Raw genomic sequence first — 13,287 nt, forward strand, 5'->3', positions numbered from 1 at the left:
TTGTTACGTAGCGCTAAAAATATTCTATGATAACCGTTCATGGGAAAAATGGGTTACACTACGGTCTGTTTCGCCCATCCAAGAAAGCATCATTTATTAACAATTGATTTATAAACAATGACTAAAAATAAATTCGCCTTAGAAGATGGCGACATCAATCTCTTTAAAGACGCTATTCAAGGTGCTAAGAAAATTCACCAAGACCAAATAGTGCATGCCCCTATTCGTGCGAAAGTCACTCAACCATCCAGTAAGAAAGTTCAGCAAGAACAAGTGGATGCTTCGTTTTATTTTTCTGATGAATTTCAACCACAGCTCGATAATGAAGGTCCTACTCGCTATTTAAGACCGGATGCTAACCCGTATGAGTTGAAAAAATTACGTCGTGGAGACTATGTGCCGGAGTTATTTCTGGATCTCCATGGGTTGACCCAAATGGAAGCGAAACAAGAAATTGGTGCGTTAATTGCGGCCTGTAAGCGGGAAAATGTCCATTGTGCCTGCATCATGCATGGGCACGGTAAGCATATTTTGAAGCAGCAAACGCCTCTATGGCTTGCCCAACATCCTGATATCGTTGCTTTTCACCAAGCCCCTAAAGAGTGGGGTGGCAACGCATCGCTGCTGTTATTAATTGAAACGACTGAGAGTGCTCGCCGTTAAGCACTCACTTCGTTCAGCCTTCATCCCCTAGGATGCTCAAACTTAAGATTGGGTCAACGAAATCTGCGATGGGCTGAGCATCCATTCTAAGTGGCATTTCATCTGCTCAGTATCCACTTCAACACATGCAATCGTCGATGTCGTGAACATTGGCGCTGCTTCGTGGGGACATAACTCTGAGACCAAATAGCCAACCAGTGGCAGGTGCGAAACCACCAAAACGGCCTTGGCACCACTAAATGCGTAATCTCGAATTTGAGAGGCAACCCAATCCGCATTTCCTCCGGGGGTTAGTCCTTCCATGATTTGCGCTTGCGCTGGTAGCGATAATTCCTCACGCATCACTTGTAATGTCTGCTCTGCGCGTAAATAGGGGCTCACGAGTACTGTATCAATCTTAGGTTGACGGGCTTGTAACCATTTCGCCATCAGTACCGAATCATCTTTTCCCTTTTGGGTTAATGGTCTTGCTGAATCACTCGCCGCCTGAATCGCCGCATCGCCGTGACGCATAATATAAACTTGCATAATCCACCATCTGTGCCGCAGTTCCACAAGAGAACGCGGGTCTTTTTGTTAAGATAATTATTGTTAAAGATAACCATCAGTTGGGGTGAGGAGAGATTCTGCAACAAACCCGTTGCAAATAAAATGATTTACATTGTTTTTTACTGACATTTTTCGTTATTCAGCCATAAAAAAACCTGATAACCACAGCATTTAACTGCGGCATCAGGTTGATTAAACAGCGATTATCGCTTAGTGAATATCGCTATTTTCTTCCGTTGAAGATGCATTTTTTTCATGATCATTCACCGGATAAAACGTGCGATTAGACTGTGCCATTTCAATCAATAAATCACACGGCGCAAACTTATCACCATGTTTTTCCGCTAAGTGTTGCAACGTTTCCACGGTTTTACTGATACCAAGGCTATCCATATAACGGAAAGGCCCCCCGAAGAATGGCGGGAAACCAATACCAAATACCGCACCAATATCCCCATCTCGCGCACTACGAATAATCTTCTCATCTAAACAGCGTGCAGCTTCATTGAGCATTAACATGACACAGCGTTGAGCAATATCCGTGTGGCTCGTTGACGTTGAGGGGTGAATGTTAATCAGTGAATAAATACCCTGGTCGACTTGGCGTTTTGTGGATTTTTTCCAGAAAGCCAGCTTACTTTTTGGCTGCCCGTAAACATAAAAACCACGGCCGTTTTTCTTCCCTTTACGGTCATCGTTGACCACTTTGTCGAGCGCATCAGGGGCTTTAAAGCGGTTACCAAAACGCTCAACCAAAATGGGTAAAATTTTGGTTCCAACATCGATACCCACTTCATCAAGTAGATGGAACGGCCCAACCGGGAAACCAAACTTCACTAATGCCTTATCAATATGGTCAATCGCCTCGCCTTCCACAAGACATTGCGCCGCTTCACACAAATACGGTGCCAGAATACGGTTCACATAGAAGCCTGCATCATCACCAACGACGATGGCGGTTTTACCTTGGCGCTTAGCAAAGGCAACCGTGGTTGCGATGGTAGTGGCATCCGTTTGCTGATGTGGGATCACTTCCACCAGCGGCATTTTATCCACGGGACTAAAATAGTGCAGCCCAATCACTTTCTCAGGATGAGGGCTACCTTCCGCAATACGATGGATGGGTAATGAAGAGGTATTTGAGGCAAAAATCGCTTTACCATCTGACATTTTTGCGGTTTCTTGCACCATTTTACGTTTCAGTGCCAGATCTTCAAACACAGCTTCCACCACAATGTCCGCCGACTCTAATCCTTGATAGGTCAATGTCCCCGAGATCCGAGCCATAATCGCATCCCGCTCCCGAGGCTGTAAACGCCTTTTACTCACTCGCTGGGAAAGCAGATCCCAGCTATAACGCAGAGCTTGAGCGATACCTTTGTCTGAAATATCTTTAATGCGTACCGGATATTTACCCAATACCGCACTCACATAAGCGATGCCACCGCCCATCAAACCACCACCAAGCACACCCACTTGTTTGATGATTTGCGGTTTAGCGTCCGCCCCAGTTTCATTTTTCAATGCGGTAGAGGCAAAAAATAGGCTACGTAATGCGGCAGATTCTGGCGTCATCGCCAGTTCACCAAACGCTTTGGCTTCTTCAGCGAATCCCGTTTTTAGCCCGCTATTCATACCCGCTTTCACCACCTGAATAATTTTTTCGGGTGCCGGATAGTGTCCTTGGGTTTTACTTAATGTTTTCTCTTTTGCGCTGGAAAACACTTTATTACGCAATAACTTGCTACTGAGTAAACGCTGTTGCCAAGGGAGAGGTTTACGTTTCACGCCTCCTTTCTGTGCCAGCTCAACCGCCGTATCCAATAGAATCGAAACCGGAACCACGTCATCCACCAGTCGCATTTTTAACGCTTGTTTGCCTTTTAATTGGCGTCCTGTCAGCATCATATCTAAAGCATTTGGGATCCCAATTAAACGCGGTAAACGCTGAGTCCCGCCGGATCCTGGCAGTAACCCTAACTGTACTTCTGGTAAACCCAGTTTGGTTTTATCGTCACCAGAACAAATACGCGCATGACAAGCGAGCGCTAACTCCAAGCCACCACCAAGGCACGCGCCATGAATAGCCGCAATAATCGGTAGTGGGTAATTTTCAATTTTATCGAACAGAGTGTGCCCCTGCTTAGATAGCTCACTCGCCTGCTCTTTGCTCGTGCAGTTAGCGATCATGCTAATATCAGCACCTGCGATAAAACTGTCTTTTTTACCCGAAGTGATCACCAAGCCTTTCAGGCCTGATGTCGATTGTGCTTGCTGTAAAATGGCATGAAATTGCAGTGCAAATTCCGCCTTTAGGGTGTTCACTTTTTCATTAGGAACATCAATGTAAATCACACCAACATTGCCATTTACTATCTTTAATGTGAATGCAGGTTCCGTGATGACTGCTGAATGTTGCGTCATTATTCCGCCTCCAAAATCATTGCTACACCAAGCCCACCCGCCGCACACGCTGTGGTCAACCCAAATCCGCCACCGCGTCTACGTAGCTCATTCAATGTTTGGGTCACCATTCTCGCTCCTGTCGCGGCAAAAGGATGACCATAAGCAATAGAACCGCCCAGCACATTAAATTTGTCCATATCAATTTCCCCAATCGCCTTCGACAAGCCAAGTTTTTCTTGAGCAAATTTTTGACTGGCAAACATTTGAATATTGGAGAGTGTTTGAGCGGCGAATGCTTCATGCATATCAATCAAAGTCAAATCTTGCAGAGAAAGCCCCGCTCTTTGTAATGCAATCGGTGTGGCGTAGGAAGGTCCCAGTAGCATATCTTCCCACACATCGATTGCCGAGAAAGCATAACTTTTGATGTACCCTAACGGGGTATAACCCAATGCTTTTGCTCGAGATTCAGTCATCATCAACACAGCAGCCGCCCCATCAGTTAATGGTGTGCTGTTGGCTGCGGTCACGCTACCGTGTTTTCTATCAAACGCAGGTCTGAGTTTCGCATAAGAAGCGAGCACGGAATTTTCACGCACGTTGTTATCCTGCGAAAATGCTTGCTTGTAAGGTGGCATATACGCGGTCATCACCTCTTGCTCTAGCACGCCACTTTTCCACGCTTTGGCGGCCAGCAAATGAGAGCGATGAGCTAATTCGTCTTGTTGCTCGCGACTAATATGGTAACTTTTCGCCATCTGCTCGGCGGTGTCTCCCATGCGTAATCCCGTCGAGTATTCCGCAACACCCGGCGCAACGGGCGCTAAATCTTTCAGGCGTAATTTACTGATAAGCGATAATTTTTGCCCAAAGGATTTGGCTTTGCTTAATGCCAATAGTGTGGCAGCGAGCTTTTTCGATACACCGATAGGCAGCACAGAGGATGAATCTGCTCCACCCGCGACACCCACGGAGATATCCCCCACCATCATGCTTTGCGCCACATTCACGATCGCTTGAAAGCTGGTGGCACAGGCGCGAGAAACACTGTAAGCATCCGTCGAGACACTCATGCCAGTGCCTAACACAATTTCTCTGGCAATATTAGGCGCTTCCGGCATTTGAACCACTTGCCCGAAAACCAATTGTTCAATAATCGACGGGTCAATATCACTACGGTGCAGTAGTTCTGCAACGACGGTTTTGCCTAAATCTACCGCTGGCGTGTTTTGGTAGGCTGTGGATTGTTTAGCAAAAGGCAAACGTAATCCACTAACAATGGCAATCCTTTCTTTTGTGGCATGTTTATTATCGCCATGGTGGGAGAGTTGATTCATGGTCGCTCCTGCTAAAAGAAAAATAAGTAGAATTGTTGTGATTAAACTGAGAGGTCTGACCTGTATCGATTGTTAACATATTCTTCACATTTATCAATCAGCGTCGATAAAAAATGCGAGCTCACACACAAGTTACAATTAATTGGCAATAAAGAGGGGAAATTAGGTAAGTTTTTAGCAATAAAAAACCCATTCACTTCTAAAAATGACGCATCCGCGAAATAATAGAGTTAATGGGTTTTAAAAAGGAATTCAAACGTTTGATTAACGTAAGCCTAATTGGAAAATCAGACTTTCTGCTTCACAGCTAAATGTAAAGTTAGCCGATAACTCTACACCACCCGCAACAGGGTTGATTGAGTGAGCAATTTCACACGGTTCTGACTCAACAGATTTGGCTTTTTCTGTGAGTGTTTTCAGCATCGCTTCAGCTTCTTGCTGAGTCGCAAAAACATGCTGATACGATGCGGTGCAATCTTTATTTTCCAGAACGGTACCCACATCTACACAGCAGCACGCAGCTGTTTCATCCGCGCTACAACGTTTAATCGCATCAGTCATTTTATTCTCCCAATGAACAAACTGTTAAGTAAGTATCATAACGCTGAAAAAGTGCCAAACACTAGTGATATCAAATTTAGTTGCTAATAATTCAATATAAGTTTGATCTAGCTCCTTATATGAGCACTTATTACTCGTTAAGCTCATGCGAATGTTGCCATTTTGTTAATTACATCGCATTTTCGAAAAGAAAAATCGCACAAAAACAAAACAACCTTGCAACATACCCAGTGGTCAGACCTATACTCATTGAACTGGTCTGATTTGTCGTAGAGGCAAGCGACCCTACAATTCAGCGCTTCTTGCGATAGAAGTCGCTTATTTAAATAAAACATACAAGAGGGTTTTGGTCATGAACCAGAAAAACCTATTTGCTCGATCAGCTTTAGCAATCGCAGTGGCTGTTATTTCTTCCAATGCAAGCGCAGCTGGTTTTTTGCTGAATGAATATTCAACCTCAGCCTTAGGACGTGCATTTTCAGGCGCAGGAGCCGTCGGCGACAACGCAAGTGAAGGCAGCCGTAACCCAGCTGCAATGATGTTATTTGATCGACCAACTATGTCGATTGGTGCGGTCTATATCGACCCAACCGTTGATATTAAAGGCCGTGACGACGATAAATATACTGCCAACAATATCGCCCCTAACGCAGTTGTACCTAACGCGCACTTTATCTTCCCAATTAATGATAAATGGGCTGTAGGTACCTCAATGACCACTAACTTTGGTCTTTCTACTGACTTCCACAAAGATTATGCGGCTGGCCCTATCGGTGGGAAAACCGACTTAAAAACCGTTAACTTGAATTTAAGTGGTGCATACCGAATTAATGATAATTTCAGTTTCGGTGTGGGCGCTAATGCTGTTTATGCCGATGCTGAGATCACCCGTCATATGGGAAGAAGTATTCCACCTCTAGGTGTTACTCCAAGCACAACTGCAGCTAAATTAACAGGTGATGATTGGGGCTATGGTTGGAATGCTGGCTTACTCTATGAAATCAACCAAGATAACCGCTTAAGCTTTACTTACCGTTCAAAAGTGAAAGTGAAATTTGAAGACGGTAAATATACGAATGATCTTCCTAAGCACCCATTACTGAATCCTTTACATCCTATGGGTGGCGAGACAGTTAAAGGAACCTTAAATCTTAACCTACCAGATATCTGGGAGTTCTCGGGCTACCACAAAGTCGATCCTAAGTGGGCGCTGCACTATAGCGTTTCTTACACTGGCTGGAGCACCTTTAAAGACTTAACTGCTTACCAAAAAAGCAATGGAGATGAACTGTTCCATAAAGCAGAAAACTTTGATGATGCATGGCGCTTAGCATTAGGTACTACCTACTACTATGATGATAATTGGACCTTCCGTACCGGTATCGCATACGATGAAAGCCCAGTGCCATCTAAATACCGTTCAATCTCAATTCCTGACCAAGACCGTTACTGGCTGACCGCGGGTACCACTTATGCATTTAACAAAGATGCCTCTGTGGATTTAGGTATTGCTTATATGCACGGTAAAAAAGTCAATATCAACGAAAGATTAGTCGAAAACGATCCAAATACCTTAACTCGCTTCAAATCTGAAGGGTCTGCATGGTTATACGGCGTTAACTTTAACTATACATTCTAATCAGTTATATCTTATCGGGGGAGTTCGCTCCCCTGATATCTCCCTCTTCTATTTCTTCCTCTGCTTCACTTTCTTTTTATGCTCTTCGCAGAAAAATCATCCTCAAGCCAAATTTTTTCTTGACTTTTTTTTGTACAGATTTATATATTAATTATAGCCCGATGTTATTTTATTGTTAAAAACATTCCCGCGGCTTATTCATGTGCTGATCCCAGTCATAAGTATCCACCCAATCATTTTTTATATCGATTTTTAACTGCAATACTTCCCTTCATCTTTTTGACATGAAGACGCAGTAAAGTTGCTCACTAAGCTATCATCTGAGGAAAACCATGGAAAAAACATAGGAGGGTATTATGGGAACATTATTCACTATCAGCTTTGTTAGCGTGTTAGTCGTCAGTGCCGTGATTGACACAGTCATCCAACGAGGAAAACAGGACAATGACTAGCAGTTTATTTATCACTCTCTGATGTCCAAAAAAACATAGAGAGTGATAAACCCCACCAAGTCAATCGATCAACCAATTAGTCAATCGAATCCAACTCGCCTTCAATGACCGCCGCATTTGGGTTATCTGCTGGTTGCAGCGTTCCCCCTTTCGATAAGAAATCATTACGTTGGAAGTAAGCTTCGCGGAACATTAAGTAAGGGTCGGAAGAGCTTTTCAGCAATCCATCAGAATCAAGTAATCTTGCACGGGTTTCAATACCTTCCAGTGCCCATTTACCCGCTGACATCCAGAACGTTAAATAACTCAGCATTGGGTAGAGATCGTCTGCTAGGTCACCGCCTTGCTCACGCAATGTTGCGCTGCCATAACCCGGTAAAACCACATATGGACCGTAACCCACATCATAGTAGCCTAACGTATTTCCGAAACGCTTCGGTTCTTCTTTGACTAACTGAAGGTTTGCCATGCCAGCAACATCAATTAAGCCACCGATACCAAACACCGAGTTCAAGAAGAAGCGGTTAAAGTGCTTAAAGCCTTGCTCCACTTCCCCACGGAAAAAGCTGTTTAACATACTGGCTGGTTCTTCAAGGTTGCCGAGAAAGTTACTGAGTCCGTTTCGAGCAGGCATTGGCACGTAATCATTCCAAGCAACGGCTACAGGTCTTAAGACATATGGGTCTAAGACATTATAGTTAAAGTTAAACATTGCTCGGTTAAAGCCTTCTAACGGGTCTGAACGCTGCTGCGTTTCTGGGTCAACGCTCGCGCATCCAGCCATTAAAACTCCCGCGAGAAGAACGCTACTTATGCGAAACTTCATCATTCTCTCCATCCTTTATTCCACCTTGCCATGGTGTTTTTATCATTATTGCTAATCGCTTTATCATAAAAGCAAATACAAAAACTTGTTAAGCGTTTTGAGTGGTTTAATTGCCATATTGATATAATTATAACCCATTTAATTATCAACTTATCATAAGAAATACATTCGAATTACCCCAAACGCTAGAGTAGCTTCAGTAAATGCTATTAATTAGTGAATTAACATGGAGATAGACTTATCTGAAATTATTTTAGACTAAACCGTCAGATGCTTAAAAACCCAACAAAGAAAAGAATAAAAAAGATAAAAGCAGAGAATTTGGGTGTAACAGCTTGATTCGATGGAGGGTGGACAGTAAAATGCCAAGCGCTATTTATCAGCATCTCAATGTCCCCTTAGTTAAATGGATATAACGAGCCCCTCCTAAGGGCTAGTTGCAGGTTCGATTCCTGCAGGGGACAGATCCCGCACCAAGAACTTTCCCAATCTTTCTTCGCCCTATTTCGCTTTTACCTCTTCCCCTATAGTATTTTGCTTATATTCCTATTTGATAGGCTGACCACAATGCGAATACTCTTTGCCTTATTGATTGGTATTCTTCTGATGGGTTGTACGATAGAGAAATCGCCTTCCCTGGTTATGGCGGGAATGACATCAAACCAAGTAATGCAAATCGAAGGAACGCCGGATGAGCAAGCGAAGCAGGATAGTTATCAGCTATTTGTTTATCATGATAAACCACAACCAGAAGCCACAACTCAAATGACAGACCGCTGGTTTATTTTTAAGAATGGGTATTTGTTAGAATATTCTACGCAATATTTAAATTCCTCTGTCACAACAAATACACCATTAAGATTAACTGCAAAGCAAATATTATCTCAATGGATAGATAGCCAATCCTTGCCAACTAACCCATCAGCTCGTGCAAATTAAGGCTTATATTGACGACAACTTATATTGACGACAATAGTAAGCGTCGAAAACCGCTATAACATTTTATATCTCTTTAGAAAGATAATGGCGCTGCATGCCTAATTCAGGGAAATTAGGGAGTGACATTTGTTTCACATAACCCAGTTTTTCATAAAATGGCAAAGCTTGGAAACTAAAGGTATCCACCAATGCATTGTGGCAGCCGAGTTTTTTACTCTCTTCTTCTGCAACGTGCATTAATTGGCTACCTAATCCATTCTTACGCATTGACTCATCCACCCACAGATAATCAATACATAACCATCGACCTTTAATTGATGCGAGAAGCCCCCCCTGCATGATCCCATTATCATCTTTGCTATACACACCAAGTTGTCCAAAATAGCTATTTTGTAAAAAAGATCGGTTGTAGCTTCTTAGCCCAGTAAATAATTCTTCTTTATCTTCAGGGGTAATCTCATGTGTAACTGTAATTTTCATAACAATCTCATTTTATTTATCAGTATTTTTGATTATGCAGAAAAGATCCCACCAACAAATTAATTATCGCTTACTGCCCGCATAACATCGTATTACGAACATCCTAGTTAGACACCATTTACTTAACTAAAAACTAAACATTTTTTATCTTGCCTGTAATTTTATTCACCGTAAAATCCCCTAATCTTTCAGAAAAAATGTGAATAATATGACGCTTACCATTATTATTTTTGTACTGGTCTATATTGCCATGGCATTTGGCAAACTGCCCGGCTTTAAAGTTGATAGAACGGGCGCCGCCGTCATCGGTGCATTAGCCATGATGGCCATCGACAGCATTACGCCACCTCATGCCTGGAATGCTATTGATTACCGCACTATTGGCATGCTATTTGGTTTGATGGTGGTATCGGCTTCGTTTGTGGTTTCGGGCTTTTATAGCTGGACCGCAGATCGCGTGGCGATGCTCAAAGTCAGTGCGCCTACGCTGCTTGCCGTACTGATCGCTGTCGGCGGATTACTTTCCGCACTGTTAACCAACGACGTGGTTGTCGTCGCGATGACGCCGTTATTGGTCTCCATCACGCTATCTCGCGGGCTTAATCCCATCCCGTTTCTGCTTGGATTCTGTTTTGCCGCCAACAACGGCGCAACAGGCTCACTGATTGGTAGCCCGCAAAATATGATTGCGGCACAAGGGCTAGATATCTCCTTCGTGGGCTTGCTTCAATCTTCAGCAATACCCGCACTATTATCCTTACCACTTACATGGCTGGTACTGGTTTGGCTATATCGCAATCGTTGGTACTTAGCTAAAGAGCCGAGTAATACGCCAAAAACGGTCTCTCCTCCAACACCGCTCGATACTTGGGAAACCGCTAAAGCCGGTGTGATCACACTCGCGGTAATTGTGGCTTTTGTGGTGAGTGATATACCAAAAGAGTTAATCGCATTAACGGCTGCGGGTTTCCTATTATTGAACCGATCTATTGCTTCTAGCGATATGCTCAAGTTAGTGGATGGGAATTTATTACTATTAATCATGGGATTATTTGTCGTCAACGCGGCCTTTGCGGGAACAGGATTACCACAGCAAATGCTGAACGATTTACGTGCCCATGGTGTTGAACTCAATAACCCCTTCATTCTGTTTTTAATCACTGGTGTCCTCAGTACTATTGTCGGAAATAACCCCTCCGTCATGCTACTAGTTCCTTTTTTAACGCCAGACGGTAACGCTGATGCATTAGGCGCCGCATTGGTGCTTGGCTCCGGCTTTTCCAGTAACTTATTTGTGTTTGGTAGTTTGGCGGGCATTATTGTGGTGGAACAGGCCGCTGCTTATGGCGTGAAAATTACATTCTCAGAATTTGCTAAATCAGGGGGAATTGTCGCGGTGCTCTGTATGTTATTAGCCACCGTTTGGATTCTGTTTGCGTTATAAAACTGATGCCTTTCTCAGCTTATTTAACTGAGAAAGGCATTTAAGATTTTCAGGGAAGAATAGCAAATGAGCGAACAGGAAACCCACTCGCATTATTAGGTTTAGCGACAATATTAAAAATCACGGCGCCACGAGTTGGTAATTGATCTAAATTCGCCATCAACTCTATTTGGTAAGTATCTTGTTCTAATACGTAATATTCGCCTAATAGCGCATTATTTTGGCGAAAATCTTTTGCTGCATCAGTATCAAATGTTTCATGCCCAATGGCTTTAATGCCACGCTCTTCAAATAAAAACTTGAGCGCATCCATACCCCACCCCGGAATTTGGTTATTACCTTCAGCGTCTTTATTATCCATCGCTTCCTGAGAAGGCCAACGCTTATGCCAGTCTGTGCGTAGCGCCACAAAGCTATCGGGTTCGATTCGCCCATACTCGCGCTCAAAGGCTAAAACATCATCACGAGAAAAAGCAAAATTAGGGTCTTGTGCAGCCCGCTCAGATTGGTCGATAACAATCAGCGGTAAGACCAATTCTTGCAGTTCCAATTCATGTAAAAAACGTTTTCCTTCCACAAAATGGCAAGGCGCGTCAATATGCGTACCGTATTGCCCAGGAAAGGTAAATTGCTGAGCAAAAAAACCGTCAGAGTAGCCAAATAATGTTTTAAATTCTGCAGAATCAAACATAAAGAAATGAGGAGAATCTTTATCAAAGCTGTGCGTTAAATCCACCCATTTTTTGGATTTTAAGACCTTTAGTGCATTTAAAATCTCGTTAGCCATCATTTTCCCCTATCTGTTTTTGGTCTTTATCAAGACAATTTTATTTTGCTATTTTTATTTATTCTGAATAGGTAATAACCAACTCTATGGCGTTTGTCTATCTTTCTAAACGATCTGTTGCCAATTTTTTCACCAAATTGGCAACGAAGATTCGAATATTATTTAGAATAATTTGCCCACGCAGCAGGTTCAATAAAACCATCATAAATACGCTGAGAGCGAATATAATCTGCATACTCTTTTGATTCAAAAGCCTCTTTTAAATCTTTAGCCCATTGAGTATCGAGATCTTTTTGTAGCACAGAAACCACAACGCGATGCTCAAGTGGTGAATTTTCAACAACCAAACCATCCGCAATACGCTGCCCTGCACTCGCTACATAGTTACCATTCACTACCACAAAATCCACATCATCCAATAGACGTAAACCTTGCGCGGCATCTGTTTCACGGATATCGAGCTTATATTTTGCAGGTTCAATGTCATTGACGCTAAAGCTGAGCGTACTGACATTCGGCTTGATTTTAATCCAACCCAGTTGCTCTAAAATTCGAGCACCACGTTCCGCGTTTACAGGGTCATTTGACAGCGCGACAATCATGCCATCTTGCACGTCATCCAGCGTTTTGTGTTTATTCGAACGTAAGCTCTGCGGTGCGCTTGGTGAATCGGCCAATGCGACCATATTAATGTTATTTTTTTGGTTATACGCTTCCATATATGCGCGACTTTGGTTTACTGATGCGTCAATTGCCCCTTCTTCAAATGCAGGGTTAATTTGCCTATTCTGTGAAAATTGACGTAAGGTCACTTGGTAACCTTTTTTCTCTAAAATAGGCACAATGCCTTTATCGACCTGATCAATATAATTCCCGACACCGAAGCCAATCGTAATTTGCTTTTTATCTGAACTGTCTTTTTCTTTATTATCACCACATCCTGCCAATACAATGATTGCGGTTGCCACTAAAGATAAATTTATTATTTTTTGTTTGAACATTTGCTATTCCCTATGGTGATTACTTTCAATTTTTAATATTGCCAATCGACCGGAGTATAAACAGGATTTATTTAACGTCTTAGATCCGTTCGTTATAACTTAAATAGAAATGAATATAAAAATTAACCAAACTAAAATGGTTATAACCATATAACAAAATGGTAGTTCGAATAATGATGTGATTGATATGTAATGAAGGAGAT

Annotated in this window: 12 protein-coding genes and 1 tRNA gene; 5 read left to right on the forward strand and 8 right to left on the reverse strand. The window is 42.8% G+C overall.

Annotated elements, in window-relative coordinates:
* The first annotated feature begins 117 nt into the window (after window positions 1-117).
* Complete coding sequence (gene smrB, locus QS795_RS10915; RefSeq protein WP_036949350.1) at window positions 118-663, forward strand: endonuclease SmrB; 546 nt, start codon at window positions 118-120, stop codon at window positions 661-663.
* A 42-nt stretch (window positions 664-705) separates the two neighbouring features.
* On the opposite strand, the gene sixA is transcribed toward smrB, so the two are convergent.
* From sixA to QS795_RS10935, 4 genes are all read right to left on the reverse strand, one after another.
* A complete protein-coding gene (sixA, locus tag QS795_RS10920; RefSeq protein ID WP_286268724.1) occupies window positions 706-1,191 on the reverse strand; it encodes a phosphohistidine phosphatase SixA in 486 nt (161 codons plus the stop codon).
* A 231-nt stretch (window positions 1,192-1,422) separates the two neighbouring features.
* On the reverse strand, window positions 1,423-3,636 hold the full coding sequence (gene fadJ, locus QS795_RS10925) for a fatty acid oxidation complex subunit alpha FadJ (RefSeq protein WP_286268726.1): 2,214 nt from the start codon (window positions 3,634-3,636) through the stop codon (window positions 1,423-1,425).
* Window positions 3,636-4,955 (reverse strand): acetyl-CoA C-acyltransferase FadI, encoded by a 1,320-nt coding sequence (fadI, locus tag QS795_RS10930; RefSeq protein ID WP_272521586.1) that lies wholly within the window; start codon window positions 4,953-4,955, stop codon window positions 3,636-3,638. Before fadI ends, fadJ begins: the two co-directional genes overlap by 1 nt.
* A 264-nt stretch (window positions 4,956-5,219) precedes the next feature.
* Window positions 5,220-5,516: a YfcZ/YiiS family protein gene (locus QS795_RS10935; protein WP_132495504.1), complete on the reverse strand. Its 297-nt coding sequence runs from the start codon at window positions 5,514-5,516 to the stop codon at window positions 5,220-5,222.
* Between the two features lie 352 nt (window positions 5,517-5,868).
* Here QS795_RS10935 and fadL point away from each other — a divergent pair, with 352 nt between their 5' ends.
* Window positions 5,869-7,155: a long-chain fatty acid transporter FadL gene (gene fadL / locus QS795_RS10940; protein ID WP_286268734.1), complete on the forward strand. Its 1,287-nt coding sequence runs from the start codon at window positions 5,869-5,871 to the stop codon at window positions 7,153-7,155.
* A gap of 528 nt (window positions 7,156-7,683) precedes the next feature.
* On the opposite strand, the gene mlaA is transcribed toward fadL, so the two are convergent.
* Window positions 7,684-8,433 carry a phospholipid-binding lipoprotein MlaA gene (gene mlaA, locus QS795_RS10945; protein WP_286269156.1) on the reverse strand — a complete coding sequence of 250 codons (750 nt, stop codon included), beginning with the start codon at window positions 8,431-8,433 and terminating at the stop codon, window positions 7,684-7,686.
* 392 nt (window positions 8,434-8,825) lie between these two features.
* Here mlaA and QS795_RS10950 point away from each other — a divergent pair.
* Window positions 8,826-8,897, forward strand: a tRNA-Arg gene (locus tag QS795_RS10950).
* Window positions 8,898-9,000: 103 nt separating this feature from the next.
* Window positions 9,001-9,372 carry a hypothetical protein gene (locus tag QS795_RS10955; protein ID WP_286268736.1) on the forward strand — a complete coding sequence of 124 codons (372 nt, stop codon included), beginning with the start codon at window positions 9,001-9,003 and terminating at the stop codon, window positions 9,370-9,372.
* 63 nt (window positions 9,373-9,435) lie between these two features.
* Here QS795_RS10955 and QS795_RS10960 read toward each other — a convergent pair whose 3' ends face one another.
* Complete coding sequence (locus tag QS795_RS10960) at window positions 9,436-9,852, reverse strand: GNAT family N-acetyltransferase (RefSeq protein WP_154602927.1); 417 nt, start codon at window positions 9,850-9,852, stop codon at window positions 9,436-9,438.
* Between the two features lie 208 nt (window positions 9,853-10,060).
* On the opposite strand from QS795_RS10960, the gene QS795_RS10965 reads away from it, so the two are divergent.
* Entirely contained in the window at window positions 10,061-11,296 is a 1,236-nt protein-coding gene (locus QS795_RS10965) for an ArsB/NhaD family transporter (RefSeq protein WP_286268737.1), read from the forward strand.
* Window positions 11,297-11,345: 49 nt separating this feature from the next.
* On the opposite strand, the gene QS795_RS10970 is transcribed toward QS795_RS10965, so the two are convergent.
* Both QS795_RS10970 and QS795_RS10975 read right to left on the reverse strand, forming a co-directional pair.
* Window positions 11,346-12,083, reverse strand: coding sequence for a cyclase family protein (locus tag QS795_RS10970; protein ID WP_318626480.1), 738 nt, complete (start codon window positions 12,081-12,083; stop codon window positions 11,346-11,348).
* A gap of 158 nt (window positions 12,084-12,241) precedes the next feature.
* Window positions 12,242-13,084 carry a MetQ/NlpA family ABC transporter substrate-binding protein gene (locus tag QS795_RS10975; RefSeq protein WP_154602930.1) on the reverse strand — a complete coding sequence of 281 codons (843 nt, stop codon included), beginning with the start codon at window positions 13,082-13,084 and terminating at the stop codon, window positions 12,242-12,244.
* Window positions 13,085-13,287 lie beyond the last annotated feature (203 nt).

Origin of the sequence: Providencia zhijiangensis, assembly GCF_030315915.2 — a bacterium.
GTDB classification, from domain to species: domain Bacteria; phylum Pseudomonadota; class Gammaproteobacteria; order Enterobacterales; family Enterobacteriaceae; genus Providencia; species Providencia zhijiangensis.